At 58.3% G+C, this 14655-nt stretch carries 15 protein-coding genes; 12 read left to right on the top strand and 3 right to left on the bottom strand.

Annotation, left to right across the window (positions count from 1 at the left end; translation table 11 throughout):
* Positions 1-1614: 1614 nt before the first annotated feature.
* Entirely contained in the window at positions 1615-2037 is a 423-nt protein-coding gene (locus tag DOS48_RS28795; RefSeq protein WP_168654480.1) for a hypothetical protein, read from the bottom strand.
* Positions 2038-2256: 219 nt separating this feature from the next.
* Here DOS48_RS28795 and DOS48_RS28790 point away from each other — a divergent pair, with 219 nt between their 5' ends.
* From DOS48_RS28790 to DOS48_RS28745, 10 genes are all read left to right on the top strand, one after another.
* Positions 2257-2499 carry a hypothetical protein gene (locus DOS48_RS28790; RefSeq protein WP_168654478.1) on the top strand — a complete coding sequence of 81 codons (243 nt, stop codon included), beginning with the start codon at positions 2257-2259 and terminating at the stop codon, positions 2497-2499.
* The gene (locus DOS48_RS28785; RefSeq protein ID WP_168654477.1) at positions 2499-2825 is read left to right on the top strand and encodes a hypothetical protein; all 327 of its coding nucleotides are present in this window, start codon (positions 2499-2501) and stop codon (positions 2823-2825) included. The genes DOS48_RS28790 and DOS48_RS28785 overlap by 1 nt, the downstream gene beginning before the upstream one ends.
* Before the next feature lie 592 nt (positions 2826-3417).
* On the top strand, positions 3418-3840 hold the full coding sequence (locus DOS48_RS28780; protein WP_168654475.1) for a hypothetical protein: 423 nt from the start codon (positions 3418-3420) through the stop codon (positions 3838-3840).
* A gap of 2 nt (positions 3841-3842) precedes the next feature.
* Complete coding sequence (locus DOS48_RS28775; protein WP_168654474.1) at positions 3843-4022, top strand: hypothetical protein; 180 nt, start codon at positions 3843-3845, stop codon at positions 4020-4022.
* A 480-nt stretch (positions 4023-4502) separates the two neighbouring features.
* The gene (locus DOS48_RS28770) at positions 4503-5132 is read left to right on the top strand and encodes an IS607 family transposase (RefSeq protein ID WP_168654473.1); all 630 of its coding nucleotides are present in this window, start codon (positions 4503-4505) and stop codon (positions 5130-5132) included.
* On the top strand, positions 5125-6864 hold the full coding sequence (locus DOS48_RS28765) for a transposase (RefSeq protein WP_244629411.1): 1740 nt from the start codon (positions 5125-5127) through the stop codon (positions 6862-6864). Before DOS48_RS28770 ends, DOS48_RS28765 begins: the two co-directional genes overlap by 8 nt.
* A 23-nt stretch (positions 6865-6887) precedes the next feature.
* Positions 6888-7385, top strand: a complete 498-nt coding sequence (locus tag DOS48_RS28760) for a hypothetical protein (RefSeq protein WP_168654472.1) — start codon at positions 6888-6890, stop codon at positions 7383-7385.
* A 270-nt stretch (positions 7386-7655) separates the two neighbouring features.
* Positions 7656-7964, top strand: a complete 309-nt coding sequence (locus tag DOS48_RS28755) for a hypothetical protein (RefSeq protein WP_168654471.1) — start codon at positions 7656-7658, stop codon at positions 7962-7964.
* Positions 7965-8692: 728 nt separating this feature from the next.
* Positions 8693-9367: a helix-turn-helix domain-containing protein gene (locus DOS48_RS28750; protein WP_168654470.1), complete on the top strand. Its 675-nt coding sequence runs from the start codon at positions 8693-8695 to the stop codon at positions 9365-9367.
* Positions 9364-10059, top strand: a complete 696-nt coding sequence (locus DOS48_RS28745; protein ID WP_168654469.1) for a nucleotidyltransferase family protein — start codon at positions 9364-9366, stop codon at positions 10057-10059. The genes DOS48_RS28750 and DOS48_RS28745 overlap by 4 nt, the downstream gene beginning before the upstream one ends.
* Before the next feature lie 65 nt (positions 10060-10124).
* Here DOS48_RS28745 and DOS48_RS28740 read toward each other — a convergent pair whose 3' ends face one another.
* Both DOS48_RS28740 and DOS48_RS28735 read right to left on the bottom strand, forming a co-directional pair.
* Positions 10125-10499 carry a hypothetical protein gene (locus DOS48_RS28740; protein ID WP_168654468.1) on the bottom strand — a complete coding sequence of 125 codons (375 nt, stop codon included), beginning with the start codon at positions 10497-10499 and terminating at the stop codon, positions 10125-10127.
* Between the two features lie 449 nt (positions 10500-10948).
* Positions 10949-12229, bottom strand: coding sequence for an RNA-guided endonuclease TnpB family protein (locus tag DOS48_RS28735; protein WP_168654467.1), 1281 nt, complete (start codon positions 12227-12229; stop codon positions 10949-10951).
* A 321-nt stretch (positions 12230-12550) separates the two neighbouring features.
* Between DOS48_RS28735 and DOS48_RS28730 the strand changes: the two genes are divergently transcribed.
* A complete protein-coding gene (locus tag DOS48_RS28730) occupies positions 12551-13576 on the top strand; it encodes a response regulator (RefSeq protein WP_168654466.1) in 1026 nt (341 codons plus the stop codon).
* Between the two features lie 221 nt (positions 13577-13797).
* The gene (locus DOS48_RS28725) at positions 13798-14625 is read left to right on the top strand and encodes a hypothetical protein (RefSeq protein WP_168654465.1); all 828 of its coding nucleotides are present in this window, start codon (positions 13798-13800) and stop codon (positions 14623-14625) included.
* Positions 14626-14655 lie beyond the last annotated feature (30 nt).

Raw genomic sequence — 14655 nt, 5'->3', positions numbered from 1 at the left:
ATAGAATATGACTTTATTTCACCTTTAAGCATAATATTCTGGACAACTCGGGGTTATAGAATGAAAATAACTAGACGGGGTGGGATTTAGGGCGTCTATAGGCCGATCTGTACCACCCCCCTTGACCACTCTCAAAAACCGCAAGACGTGAAGGCCGGTCAGGGGGTAGAGACCCGTTCATCTACTTCAGACAGAATATGACTGGCTCGCATACCTCAGCCCTGTGTATATTGCCGTTTCAGCGGTTTCACGTTTTGGACTTAATTTCACGGTTGCTGAAGCCCCCGAATTTGAGCCGGTGCGTGTTGAAAAGGTACGATATACCCCCGTTGGGTGGGGGTGTTCAGGCCAGAAGGCCAAGAGTAAAGAAAATGATACAGCAAGCTACACCGATCACCCCAGTTGTCCCCTGAAGGGGACTGGGTATCTAGAGACACAGGAGGCAGGGGGAAAGAGGGAACAGGACCAGCCCGATCAGCATGGACCTCACTCGGCATCCAGCCTCTCACACCACACCCAACTAGACGGCGGTCGCAACTACTGACCGCCTCAGACCACATCCGTTCTTCCACACAACTTCTCAGAGTACTGAGGCACAGACCATCCCGAACTTCTCGAGGGTCAGTCGGACCCGACAGACGGGAACACCCACGACTCCGATCGGCGTCACCGAGACGACACAGGATGCCTCCAGCTGGCCGGCGGCCACACACCACTCGGCACGCTCCACCCTCGGCGGGACGACGCCGTCGACGTCGACGCGACACCACATCCGGTCACCTCTTCTAGACGGTCACATCTCGATCCATCTCACCGTCGATTCACGACTCCACAACCAGTATCACTTTTCCGAGACATCTACCGGCAGTCGGCCGCGATGTTCAGCCGCCATCCGGCTGGCAGACACCACCGGACCAGACGCCGTGGGGGACGGCTGCACCACTCGGCGAGACCTCACCTCCGACGTCGGCGACCGACTCAACTCGACGATCAACACTGCCGTGGCGACCGGCCACGACCGACTCGTCGACGCCGACCGGCACTCCTCACCAACAGGGTATCGACCTGCCTCTCGGTGACGGTCGTCACCACCCACTTCGGCACCACCGTCGCGACGACACGACGCCGCTTCGAACCGGATACCCGGACTGACGAGACCAACCGATCTGATCCACAGCGAGACAGACCTCTCAGAAAACTGACTACCGCCACATCGGCGACGGCGACCCCTCTCACGGCTGGGTCACAGCCACGGCGAGACACCACGCCGGGACTGCCAGCCAGACGGCGACCGACCGGTGACGGTACCACCCCGATCTCGACTCGGAACTCGTCCCACCTCGAGGACGGGTGTCCCCGCGACGATTCTCGCCAACTCTCTCGGCACCAGCCGCCCCTCGGGGACAGCGACCGCCCCGCGTCTCAGACCGAAACCTCTCAGTATTATGATGTACCCTCGGCTGTCCACGAGTCCCCCCCTCTGGCGAGGGGGCCTCGCTCTGTCGCAACACGGTGAGACAGACCGCCATCTCCCCCCGGCGAAGCATCGGCAGGACCCCACCCGAACGGTTGCATTATTGGGGCCTGCCAGCGGTGAGGTTTCCACTCATGAATTCACTCTTCGCACTCGTCCTGTTCGGCATCGCTGTCCTGTTCACGATCGGCCTCGCAATCGTCCTTGTCTTCGCTATCATCGTCATGACCGACACGGCAGATGCATCGGACGGCTGCGACTACTGTGACAGCGCTGACGCCACCCGTCTCGGCGGCGGTGAAGTCGCCTGTCCAGACTGCCGTCGAAGGAACCTCTGACCACTCCCCAAAACGGACCCAATACGGCTGGTCGTCCGGGTTATTTTTTGCGCCACCAAGCCACCACAACACAACCGTAGTGCAGACAAAGCAAATCCACCCCTGAATCCACCAGTTACCGACGGTCGAATCCCGGCGGCTATCGGCACCGATCTCGACACCCAGATCGACCCGCTCAGACACCACCAGATCACCACCGATCTCGAGACCACAACACACCTCCATCTCACCACTCGTTAGCACAATGTACTAACGAGGGTGACGGCCAGATCGACGACGTCGCCGACGCCGATCGAGACGGCCAGCGAACGGTGGGCCAGCGACCACACTCCGACCGGGACCACAGACGCCATACATCTCCTTCGGCCGATGGACGAGATCAACATTATTCCCCTCATCCGGAGACGAGGGTTTCCCCCAGAGGGGGTGGCCTGACTACCGACCATGAGTAGCAACACTCGCAGCTTCGACAGCAGCATCGACATCGACCACACTGCCGACTTCCAGACGGACTGTGTCAGAACTACCTGTCACAACCAGCCGCTCCCGGCGATGACCCACCAGCTCACCGAGGTGGACCTCCTCGACCAGAACGGCACGCGAGCAGAGTACGTCTGCTCGTGCGGGGCCGAGTTCTTCGTCGACTGGGAGGACGGCGAGATCGTCGCCACCGAGGAGGTCGCCTGATGGCACATCCCCGGCTCGACACCGAGCAACTGTCTCCCGACTTCGACGACGACGAAGACGAGGACAGCGAAGACGGACTGCTCGACCGCTTCGACACGGAGGCCGCCCACTGGCAGGTGGTTCGGCAACTGCTTCTCCCGACGCCCACCTTCCTGACGGTCGTGGTGTACGGCTTCTTCTGGCTCACCGGCGTGACGGTGGCAGCGTTCCTCGGGTATGTCCTCCATCCGGTGTTCGAGATGGTGGCGCTGGTCGGGTTCGTTCTGATGTACCCTGCCGGATTCCTCGCTCTTGTCGTCGTCATCGCAGCAAAGGCGATGCAGTAGAGCCAGTCGAGAAGCCTCTTTTTTTGCGCTGGGACGACAGCCCAACGCGAGGGAAGTGGAGTTGACACAAACTGACTCTCTGTGAATCCCCGGTGATACTGATCCCGTGGGACTGGCAGTGGGTTGTAGGAGGTGGTTGCGTCTGTCTTCTTTCGGCTATTTCCCTCTACACTCTCGTTCTAGGCATTCTATCCACGACTTGCGGCGGAAACGTGGTGTGTACATATTGCTTGTCTCTCTGTCTCTCGTTTACAGCGGCACTCCGGGGTCCGGTGTCTTCCTCTTCCTACGGGTGTCTCTCTGGGTGTCCCCTATGACGGACAGTCTTCTCGGTGCCCCCCATGGGACAACCGTCGGTATCGGTGTCCTCCTAGGGGCGACTGTTCGTTGTGAGGATGGAAAGAGTGGTGAGTGGACTATCGAGACGGAGAACAACATGGACAGCACAGCTCGGGGCGGCATGGACCGGCTACGGACGCTTGACCGCTCGAACGCCACCTCTCCCCATGGCTCGACAGCCAGCGTCGGCAACATTGTTCCTCTCCTCCGGAGACGAGGGCTTTCCCCCGAGGGGGCGGCCCGACCAACAGCAATGTCCGAAACACTTCGCGGTTCGACGCCTCAGTCCGAGTTCGACCTTACAACTACACTTGACGACGATCAGGAATGCGCCTGCGAGGACTGCCACGACGACGTCGACGACCAGCTGAACCTGCTTCTCGGCTGTGACGTTCGCGGGATGGTCACCGACTACGGGACGGTCGGTTTCTGCTCGCTCGACTGCGCCCGTCAGTTCGTCTCCACGGGCCCGTACCAGTCACTCGAGGAAGACCTGATCGTCTACACCCAGCAGCCGGTCGTCGCGACGGTCGTCCACAACGGCGAGGTCATCGAGGCCACGCTCGGGTTCGACGTCAAGGAGGCGATCGAGGCGGCTGCCGAGCTCGTCGGCGACCTCGTCGACGACCCCGGCCTCTCTCCTGACGACCTCTCCGTCGACACTGAGGCACTCTAACCATGGACAGCACCGACGACGACACGATCGACATCGCCGACCCGACGCCGGTCGGCAGTCTCGATCTCCCGTGTCCCGACTGCGACACACTGCTCGACATCACTACCGACGAACAGCAAGCTCCCGACTACGAGGTGGACTGTCCCGACTGCGGCTTCGAAGACGTCTACGTCGCCGGGTGAGGATGTTCAGCCGGTCGCCTCTTTTTTTGCGCTGGGGAGGACGCCTCGACTCGTCGGGTCACGACCGTCGACGGGACGTCGGCCACCTCCCCAACCGTCGGGGCTGGACTAAGACCATCTGCGGGACGGTTGCCTCTCTCGCCGACGTCCCGTCGCCGCCCTGCCGCAGAAGGTCGTGCCCGCAACAGCACCGTGACCGCCACCACCACCGCTATCGGCCGCGGCCAGACCACGCGGACGCATCACGCGGTCGCTTCGCTCCACACGCGTTGCGCCCACGGACCCAGTCTCCAGCGGGCCGCGGCCTCGGCTCCCGCCACCGCGACGGGGGCGACTCCCGCTCCCGCACTCCCCGGGACGGGCCGGTCGACGGAGGTCAACATTGTACCCCCCAGCCGGAGACGAGGGCTTCCCGAGGGGGTTGCGTAACTGTTACAAAAATCAGAATTGTTAAGTAGTGAATAGCAGTAAATAACAGTAATGACAAAGGTGTACTCCGTCGGAGAGTTCGCAGACGAACTTGGAGTCCACCGTGAAACCGTCAAAAAGTGGTGTCGTGAAGACCAAATCCAGTATTCCCGAACCCCCGGTGGACACCGACGGATTCCACACACTGAGCTTCAACGGCTCGTGGGAAAACCGTCGCGGAGAAGCGATAAAGTCGCCATTTATGCGCGCGTTTCAGGCCACGCTCAGAAACAAGATGGCGACCTCGACCGACAACTCGAATCGCTTACTGAGTACGCACACAACCACGGTTGGAGTATTGAAAACAAATACTCCGATGTAGGGAGTGGTCTCAACGAGAACCGTCGTGGACTGAACAAACTCTTAGACGATGCTGAGAACGCCGACTACGGGCGCGTCCTCGTCACCTACCAAGACCGCCTAACCCGATTCGGATTCTCCTACCTCGAACGCCTCCTCGACCAGTATGACGTCGAAATCACGGTCATCAACGAGGAAACTGACAAGACTGCACACGAAGAACTCGTTGACGACCTCCTACAACTCGTTGCCAGTTTCGCAGGCAAACTGTACGGGATGCGCTCCTCAAAACGCAAGCGGATAGTCGAAAGCGTGGAAGCGGAGGTGGAAATCAATGAGTAGTCACCTCGCACTCCCGATCCGACTCCCGTTCGAAGAGAAAGAACGCCACGCTCGATTAGACACACTCACAAAGAGCGTAGCAAATACGCTTATCCAGCGATACTGGACGCCCGAACACCTCACCGGGGTTTCCGATTACTCGTATCAAGCGTGGAAATACTTCGACGAGGGCGAAGCGTTCGCTGACGTTGATCTGTACCTCCCGTCACGGTACAAACGCTGTGTGATGCAGACAGTCGGTGAGACACTTCGCAGTCACGCCGACAAACGCGAAGCCTTCCAGTCAATCCAAGGTGTCCTCCCTGACCACAAAATTCGCCGCATCCATACCCGGCGAATCAAAGAACAGCTGTGGAACGCAGAGGAATACATCAAATCTGGGTACGTTGACCTGCTCATCGGGCAACTCAATTCCTACTACGACAAACACGGTCGATTCCCTGAGTCGTACTTTGAGATGCAGGACTGTCCATCGTACTCGAAAGGCGTCCTTCCGTACTCCGCAGACGACGGCCCGACGAGCGGGCAGGCGGTCAAATACGAGTACGACGAAGACACGCAGACACTCACGGTCAAACTCAAAACGCCCGATACGCCCGAACCTGAGACTCGTGGTGGTTGGACGTGGACAGAACACGAACTGGAAGGTTACGAAGCGTTCCATGAACTCCTCGAACACGGGAGTCTCTCCGCGCCCTCCTTCCACCCGACACAGACGAAAACCGGAGACAACTACTACGAACTCTCGTTCCCCATCGAAGTTGAACACCAAGAAAAACCAGACGACGTGGAAACTATCTTAGCGATTGATGGTGGGCTCCGAAAAGACGCTACCGCCGTTGTTGTGAACAAGAATGGAGAACAACTCTCTGTCCCGTACTTCATCCAGAATACAGAGCGCGAACGGATGAAACGGCTTGGTCGGGAACGCAATCAACTCAACTCCAAGTTAGCATATCTACGTCGAGAAGGGCGTGACCACACAGACTCGTTCAGGCACGTTCAGGCAGAGTACGAGCGAGTCAACAACAAGATTCGGCACAAGCGCGATCAACTCGTTCACGATGTAGCCAACCAAGTCCTCGCACTCGCGTTGGTGTATGACGTGGATGCGATTGTTCACGAAGACTTGCGGAGTCTGTCACCGCCTCGTGGTGAAGGCCAACTCTCGTGGGAATTGTCGTCTTGGGCACGCCGAGAAATTATATCGAAAATCGAGTATCGAGCGGACATCGCCGGACTACACGTGGAGAAAGTGCATCCGGGTAACACGTCTCGGTCGTGTCCACGGTGCGGTTCCACGGGCCATACCACGAAGTCTCCCGACCACGCATTCGAGGTTTGGTGGGGCGGTCACTTCCGGTGTGACAACACCCGCTGTGGCTTCCAAGCCGACCGGGACTACGTTGGTGCAGTCAACGTGGCTCGCGTGTTCTTCAGCAGTTCGGCCTCGCTGGATCACGGTTTCACGTCCTCCTACACGGGGGACTCTGAAATCGTGCCAGCTAGCCGTTCCGCTGGCCCGCGTCTCGTGTTCGGTGACGCTCCTGTAGCGTATCTCGGACAGTCTAACGAAAAGAGGGTGACTGCTGGTGGCGGGTCGTGCTTCATAGCGCCCGCTGTCACCACGACAGAGACGAAAAACAATAGCAGTAAAGATTCAGTGTCAAGCCCAGCGACACACAGCACCTCTCAATTTACGAGAGCGACTGCTGTTTACTGCCGAAAATAGGAACGGTCGCCCGAGAGACAGCTATGTTCGCAGACACACCCACCGACGCTGACCGATTCGAACCGCGCCACGACGACCACCACCGCGCCATCGACGATCTCGACCTCGACCCCGGCGAGTGCCGCCGCGTCGACGACACGCCCCAAGGCCGCAGCTACCACCTGCGGGTCGGCGACCTCTACCTCGTGATCGGCAGCGACGGCGTCTGCCGGACCACCCCGGACGGGATGCAGTATGCCGAGGCCTACGGCCGGACCGAGACCGTCGACCCCGGCGAGGCGTTCGCCTTCCTGCACGGCGACCACTCCCCCAACGTCGACAACTTCTGTCTCGGCTGCGGCGTCGTCTTCGACGCTTCCGAGGACAGCCCCTGCACCTGCCCCGTCGGCAGCGAGACCGACTCCGTCGAGTGGCATTCATCTAATTGGAAGGCGATTCCAAATCTCCGTTCAAAATGTCGGTGCCGGGCGGTTGATTCAATTCTAATTTCTCCTCAGAATTTTATGAATAAAAGTCTCTGAAACGTTCTTTTTATATATAACCCTTATCAACCCTAGAATATGGCTGTGCCCATCAAGACAGCATCTTCGTCTGCTCTCTCGCCCTTTTCGGTCAGTTATATCCCCGAGCAAGGGCCACCCCAGAGGCTCCGATTTGAACCTCGTGATGACAACGAGGGTTGGTGGCTGATGGAACTCCGATATGAGGAGAATAGCTGGCGAACCGTCGGCCGTGAACCCGTGACAACCGTGCAGTGGGCCGTTTGTGAGGGGGAAAATAGGCGACCAGCCATGCCCGACGCGACTCCCTCAGTGTACGAACTAGAACTGTTCAGGCTTGCTGCCCAGCAGAACGCTTGGCGGATTCTCACGCTTCTCACCACGCTCGAAGAACCTGTGAGCCACGAGCAGGTGGCACAGTTCGTCACCGCGTTCGATCACGGCACTCCCGCCGCCGTAGAGACGGACGCCACGTGCACTGAGACGATTCTCGCGACGATCGCCGAACTCGATGAGGCCGACGTCATCGACGAGACAGCGAGTGGGCTAATGCGGGGCCCACGCTTCACCGACGCTTTCCAGATGGTCCCTCTTTCGTGAGACCCCTCAACTCGCCCGACACTGGTCGAATGGCCCGACAGATCGCTCGTCCACTTTTGCTCCGGGGCGAGAGACTTACATCCACCCTGTCGTACCCAAAGTTCCGATCTCGCTGATGTCTACACCCCACCTCCACACGACTGCACAAGACGTTGCCTCGCAAATCTCGACCTACTGCGGCGAGGCAGAACGACTCCTCGAGCGTGCTGACCGCACAGCGACGCCGACAGAACTCGTGTTGGCACCGACCGAACTCCACCGACGGAACCTGCAACGGCGGCTTCGAGAGCGTGCACGGCCGCAGAATGCGTTTGAATTCGTCGATCCAGAGACGGTTGCAGAAGAACTGCTTACAGCCGCTGACACGACGCCGACGAGCTTCGATCGCGTCGACCGGCTTGCGCTTCTCCAGTCGCTCCCGTCGGAGCCGGCGGATCAGCCGCCGGGACTCCGATCAATGCTCTCCACACAGCAAGACACAGCCCCTCAGCAGCTCGAACAGATCCGCTCAGGGATTGCGACCGCTCTGAGAGCTCACAGAGGCTCGTCGTTGGTTCCCATACGTGGCCTCATCGAAGCGGGAGGCTCCCGGACTGGCCACGAAGCAGTTCCCCCGCTCTGCGTGTTTCTGGTAGGTTCACGACGGCTTTTGAGACGAATGGAGCGAGTGGCTTCACTATCAATCAAGAAAGATTTTTAACTGTTACCGGATTATTGGTAACTATAAGATGTATGAGGTATTAAACAACACGGCGGCCCAGACTCTCCTTGCCATCCAGAATGGCGACTCAATCCGCCGTGTCTCTCAACGCCTCCACATACCGTACGAGACGGTGAGACAGGCCGTCAATCAGCTGGAAGATGCAGGCTATGTTTCGTATGATGACGGCCTCACCGTCGTCGACGAGCGCGTCCGCGACGCGGCGCGCGAACTCGTTGCTGCGAGCGCCGGTGTCAGTTTCCCCTCCATCGACGAGGCCTACGTCATTCCACAGTTTGGTGAGTGGCCGTTCGCGTTTACGCGGATCGACGCCGTCTACGTGTGGACTCAAGGCGGCTACCAAGTCGGGCGGAACCCAGATGACTATCCACTGTTCCTCGCTGTTCGTGAGCAAGATGTCGACGCGTGGGAAGCGTTTTTTGACTCGTTCGGCCTTCCCACCGTATTTGAGCGACAGCCCCGCGACGAGCTGGACGGGGCACTGCAGATCGTCCTTGAGCCACGCGCCTCGCTCGATATTGAGCATGTCGAGGGATACCCGGTAATTCCACGGACTGAGACCATCGAGTATATGCACGAGAACTATGCCCAGTTCCAGTCAGCGCTGGCGATGCTCAACCGGATGTACGAGGACCTCAACCTCGATGTCACGTATCGAGCAACAGAACGAGCTCGAACATGAGCTTCACCAACCGAAGTGATGCACTCATCGAACTACTTGAGGAGCTCACGCAGAAGGGTCACAAATGCGTCCTCGTTGGCGGCTACGCAGTCTCAGCGTTCAATGCTCGCTTCTCTACAGATCTCGATATCGTCGTCGCACCAGACTCAAAGTCCGAGTTCGTCGAGTTTCTTGAACGGCGGGACTTCGAGGAAATGGACAACCACGCCAAGGAGTGGTTCTACGACACCGAAGTGATCGAGTACGAAAAACGGCTCACACCGCAACAGCCAATTGGCTTCGACCTGCTAGTGAACGGGCTCGGGTGTCGCCAGACAGAGGCACAGTGGTCGTTCAGTTATCTCTACGATCACAGCCACGAGCAGGAAGTGAGCGGCGGAACGGCGACGACGACTGCCAGAGTTATCGATGGAGCAGTCCTCATCGCAGCAAAACTCCACAGCGCTCGTGAAACAGATCTCCGAGATGTCCTCGCAGTGGCCGAAGAAATTGACCTCGACGCTGTCACGGCACACTTGCAGCGAGGGGATGATAATGCACTCAGAGAGCAACTTGAGCGTGGACTAGAGATCTTAGAAAGCGATGAACTCAAACACGGATTTCGGAGTGATTTCGGGGCCTCCGCTGTCTCGGAAGAAACAGTCATCGCCCTCCAAGAATACCTCTCCTCACAGGTTACCCACCTAAGCTGAGGCCGTTGTGAGCTAGTTGATTGAGAAGCAAGCTACAGTTCTCTTCGGGTATCACACGTCGTCGCCTACCAGCAACAAGAGCGGGCGGTCGAAGTGCCACGGAGCGATGCAACCGAGATGTACCACAGCCTCAAGCGGTACCATCTCGGCCCGCTCGTCGAGCTCGACGTGCTCACAGTCGATGAGGACAGCGTGATCGGTCCCGGCTCACGCTTCTTCGACACCCCACCGACGACGAACCCGAACACACCGATCGCGACGGCGTCACCGGCGACCGCCAACTCGACGCCGCCGAGGGCGGTTGCCACGACCCCGACCGACGCGTACGTGAAGAGCGCTCCACCGTAGTGATCCGGTCGACGCATCGTGTCGAAAGGAAGGAGCGCGGGCGGCAGACTGTCGACGCGCGAGTGGTCCGTGGTGCTGCTCGGAGCGGTCATAGACCGGCTACGGACGTACTACGACCACGACGAGCACGGACCCAATCGACATCGGGAAGCGAGACAGTTAACCAACAAAATTGCTGTCAAGCGTGAGGCGTTGGTTAATATTGAGGAAAACTCTTCGACTGCGCGGTCGTCGAAGGGGTCTGGCATCGGGAGGGCTTCGACGTTGGTCTCGGCCTCCTCTGAAGAGAACTCTACCTCCTCAGCGAGGAACTCACGTGGGCGCAGCGTCGTCAGCCGAGCGCGGTGTCGAGATCTCGAGATTGAGAATCACCGGCGGCACGATGGGAGGTCAATTGGACGTTGAGAGTGCCGATCGGGGAACCACCCGGATCTGGGGTGAGACGGAACCCCCCCACACCACATTTCCGCCTTGACATCCTCCCCGCGCTGAAGCGCGAGGATTCCCACGGCACCGCACCGCTGGGTTGGGATATTGTGGTTTACGACGTGGCCTGTTCTTGAGGCGCGAATGCGCCAGTTTCCTTGTCAAACAAGAACGTCGATGGCTGTGCCAACCAGCCGTTACTCCTATTCACCGAGAGATTCGGTGAACTCGGAGATACTTTCTGCCGAATGTTCTCAGCCCCGTTCACGTCCGCGTTCGCCACTGTCCCGCACTCATCGCAGACATACAGTCCGCGTTCAACACGGTTTGCGCCACGCTTCCGACCACAGGATGAACACAACTTCGAGGTATCCCGTTCAGACACTTGTTCAACCGTGATACCTTCCGTTTCGGCTTTGTATTCGAGAAGGTCTGTGAACCGGTCGAACGCCCACGAGTGCAGATCAAGATTCCCGTGCTTGTCCCAATCCTTTGACTCGCCGTTGTCCTCATCTTCACGGATGCCGGAGAGATTTCCCACCACGATAGTACCAACTTCTTCGTCAACACACCGCTGGACGATATGTGTCGAGAGTGTGTGGAAGTAGTGGGTACGGCGGGCCGACTTCTTCTGGTTCAGCCGGGTGGCCTGATTGGAGTTTGAGTCGTCACACCGAGCAATTCGCTTGCTGAAGTAGTAGTCGTCCTGCTTCAAGCAGTTCAGCGGGTACAGCTCGCTGTGGCCGTCTTCATACGCGAGCGCGGCAAAGTTGTTAATACCGAGATCAACACCCACCGTCTTCTCACCGGGGGCTTCATTCACGTCGATCTCGACCTTACAGACGAAGTGTAGTTCCCATTCGTCGCCCGTCCACACAATCTTGGCTTGTTGGACGTTCTCCACGGCGGAGAGGTCAACGTCGGGGCGGGTTTGGTACTTACACAGGATAAAATCCGACCAGTACTCTTTCAGGTTCGATCCTTTTGAGAGTCGGACGCGGTTGTACTGGGTGTCGAGTTTGAAGCCAGCGGCTTTGAACGTGACTGTGGAACGCGGGTGTTCGTCGCCGTGTTTACGGTAGCCGGGCGGGTTCGCTCTCGTGTCTCCGTTACGTCGTTTGCCGTACCAGCCGTTGAACGCTTCAGCGAGTTCTTGGAGGACTCGCTGACTTGACTGCGAGTGCAGGTCAGCATAGCGGTCGTGGGTTTTGAGGTACGTGGTGAGTTCGTTATGCTTCGGGATGTGATCGATTTCATCCCAGATCCGGCTACATGTCCACCGTCCGACGTTCCAGAGCTTACTGGCTGCGAATCCGAGCGAATCAAGGTCGCCTTGCACCCGAGACTGGTTCTGTATGGAAGCAGTATAGGTTCGGGTAACGACCTGTTTCGCCATATGTAATCTATGTAGTCAAACTAACTTGAAGGTGTGTATTTGCTCACCGTGGAATATCCAACTGTGCCATCGAGCGGTGGATTGTGACGGGTAGTGTCGGATTCATCCCTGCGCTGAAGCGCGAGGCTTTCTCCTCGATTCTCTGTGACTTAAAAATTTTATGATATGACATATTGTTTTGGATGTAGTTTTCACACGAGATCTCGGCCAACCTGACTATCAATACAACAACCCTCGAATATCAACGATATTATTGTCTAAAGTGTTATTCAAATATAAAATTGGCAAAGATTTATAAGACATTCTGGTAATAGCCAACCGTTGACAGATTCGATCACAGCCGAGTTCGGCGCCGTGGTCAACCTCAGTCGGTCGACAAGCGGTACGCCGAGTCGTGGGCGTATCGCGATGACGCCTACACAGATTCGCATCCAGACCGGAGACGTAGCGCGCCGGATCGACATGGACGAGGTTTTCGATATTGTACGAGATGTATCGATGGCCGCCGCTGCCGACTCGACGGAGACTGTCACGCTGGCGTTCGACAGCGGAAACCGACGCGAGACACTCGCCATGCGGGCTGACGCGGCGACGCTCGTGAAGTTCCAGCGTCTGCTTTTCAAACAACTGCTCGTCGACGTACAAGTGTCTGTCTCCCACCGGCGTGTGGACGACCAAACTGACGACAGACGATCCTGTCGACTCGCCGTCTCAGCCACAGCGATACGACTCAAACCGACAGACGGCGGCGATCGGATTACCGTTGACCGAGACGATATCGCTCGGTTTAGCCTCTCGGGAGCCGATGCACCGGTAGTCGTGTTGTATCTGAACGCGCCGGACCGGACCGAACGGATCAGCGTTCAGTTTCCGTCGTTTCGCCTACTGAACCTCTTTGGCCGGTACCTTCGCGCTGACCTGCTCGCGGTCGATGCGCTCGGGTCGGTGTCGGACGGGAGCGGTCCCATCGAGTTACTACTCGTCGACGATGACGAACAGAGCCTCGAGATGACCCGCGTCTTCTTGAGCGAACAGTCAGACCGACTCTCGATAACCGAAGCGACGAGCCCCCTAGCAGCGCTCGAACGTCTCTCTGAACACCCTCACGTCGAGCAAATCGACTGTATCGTCAGCGACTACAAGATGCCGGGTATGGACGGTATCGAGTTTCTCAACGCTGTCCGAGACCGCAATCCGGCGCTGCCCTTTATTTTGTACACTGGACGGGGCAGCGAGGAGGTAGCCAAGCAGGCAATCCTCGACGACGTGACTGACTACGTTGAGAAGGACGTCGGCCCGAAACAGTACGAAACTCTCATCGAACGGATCAAGAAGGCTGTTCGGTGACCAGCGGTCCGACCGGCTTGCCATTTTTCTGGCGAGCAAAATGATGCGTTGAGCGAAGGCCCAACACTATACAAAAACCGCCCGACTCTCGCCAGTGGTAGTCCGATTACCGCATGCGAAGCCACGTTAACCAACACTGGCGCAGAAGGCATCCAAATTTTGTTGGTTACGTCTTTCAGTGCCCGCAGAGGGGCGGAGGCACTCACCGGAGACCACGACCGATGACCGATAGATACCTCCCCGCCGTTCTTGAGGAAGCAGAACAGATCGCAACCCACCACGACCAAGTCGCCCATTCGACCGAGAATACAGCCCACGAGTATCTGCGGTACGCGGTGCTGAAACTGCTCGAAGAGGGCCCGCCTGATCCAGACAGTACACTCCCGCGAATCGATAATGTGACCGTCGGATACGGGCAGGATACGGCGATGTTCGAGAGCTGGCACACCGACGTCGAGTGGTGGACGACAGTCCCTCCGCAGGAGGAGTGTACGCGCTTTCGGATCTTCTACCCCATCGAGCACGAGTCAGTTCCACGCCTCATCGTCGACGTAATGAGTGCGCTTGGGGCTTGGCGGGCCTGGACCGGGAGCGCTGTCGACTGCGGGTCGTACGACCATCACGAGCGGCGTGAAGTCCACTTTCTGTGGCCACAGGGGCATCCGGTCGAGAACCTCCTTCAGGAGCGAGTTCACGGGCCTGACGCCGTCGCGCCGGATGGTGGCTGTACAGGCGACGTTCGCGATCGGATGATCGCTTCAGCGAACGGTGGGCAGGTCGACGATCTCGAATCCCGTACCCGTCGCGCGGTCACCGAGGAGATGTCGGTTTCGTTGCTGGAGAAGGGCGGTCGGTACGAGGTACAGTCGGCGTCCGGAAACAGCTACGAAGTCGACATTGTCGGCGAATCCTGTACCTGTCCAGACTGGCAGCAGCGCTCCCCCGCCGGCGGATGTAAGCACCTCCGTCGCGTCGATCACGAAATCAAGCGTGGGCGAGTCCCGCGACCGGATGGCAGACTCCCGGCCGATGCGGTTGATTCCGGTTAACCAACATATCCACGTTGGTTAACGCGGACA

The sequence above is a fragment of the Halorubrum sp. PV6 genome (genome assembly GCF_003990725.2).
Classification (GTDB): domain Archaea; phylum Halobacteriota; class Halobacteria; order Halobacteriales; family Haloferacaceae; genus Halorubrum.
The sequence above is the reverse complement of the archived record's forward strand: the minus strand, read 5'-3'. Positions and strand labels throughout refer to the sequence as shown.

Coding starts and splice junctions, on each gene's coding strand:
- DOS48_RS28795 (WP_168654480.1), bottom strand. CDS start 2,037: ATGGAGGTGTGTTGTGGTCTCGAGATCGGTGGTGATCTGGTGGTGTCT.
- DOS48_RS28790 (WP_168654478.1), top strand. CDS start 2,257: ATGAGTAGCAACACTCGCAGCTTCGACAGCAGCATCGACATCGACCAC.
- DOS48_RS28785 (WP_168654477.1), top strand. CDS start 2,499: ATGGCACATCCCCGGCTCGACACCGAGCAACTGTCTCCCGACTTCGAC.
- DOS48_RS28780 (WP_168654475.1), top strand. CDS start 3,418: ATGTCCGAAACACTTCGCGGTTCGACGCCTCAGTCCGAGTTCGACCTT.
- DOS48_RS28775 (WP_168654474.1), top strand. CDS start 3,843: ATGGACAGCACCGACGACGACACGATCGACATCGCCGACCCGACGCCG.
- DOS48_RS28770 (WP_168654473.1), top strand. CDS start 4,503: ATGACAAAGGTGTACTCCGTCGGAGAGTTCGCAGACGAACTTGGAGTC.
- DOS48_RS28765 (WP_244629411.1), top strand. CDS start 5,125: ATGAGTAGTCACCTCGCACTCCCGATCCGACTCCCGTTCGAAGAGAAA.
- DOS48_RS28760 (WP_168654472.1), top strand. CDS start 6,888: ATGTTCGCAGACACACCCACCGACGCTGACCGATTCGAACCGCGCCAC.
- DOS48_RS28755 (WP_168654471.1), top strand. CDS start 7,656: ATGCCCGACGCGACTCCCTCAGTGTACGAACTAGAACTGTTCAGGCTT.
- DOS48_RS28750 (WP_168654470.1), top strand. CDS start 8,693: ATGTATGAGGTATTAAACAACACGGCGGCCCAGACTCTCCTTGCCATC.
- DOS48_RS28745 (WP_168654469.1), top strand. CDS start 9,364: ATGAGCTTCACCAACCGAAGTGATGCACTCATCGAACTACTTGAGGAG.
- DOS48_RS28740 (WP_168654468.1), bottom strand. CDS start 10,499: ATGACCGCTCCGAGCAGCACCACGGACCACTCGCGCGTCGACAGTCTG.
- DOS48_RS28735 (WP_168654467.1), bottom strand. CDS start 12,229: ATGGCGAAACAGGTCGTTACCCGAACCTATACTGCTTCCATACAGAAC.
- DOS48_RS28725 (WP_168654465.1), top strand. CDS start 13,798: ATGACCGATAGATACCTCCCCGCCGTTCTTGAGGAAGCAGAACAGATC.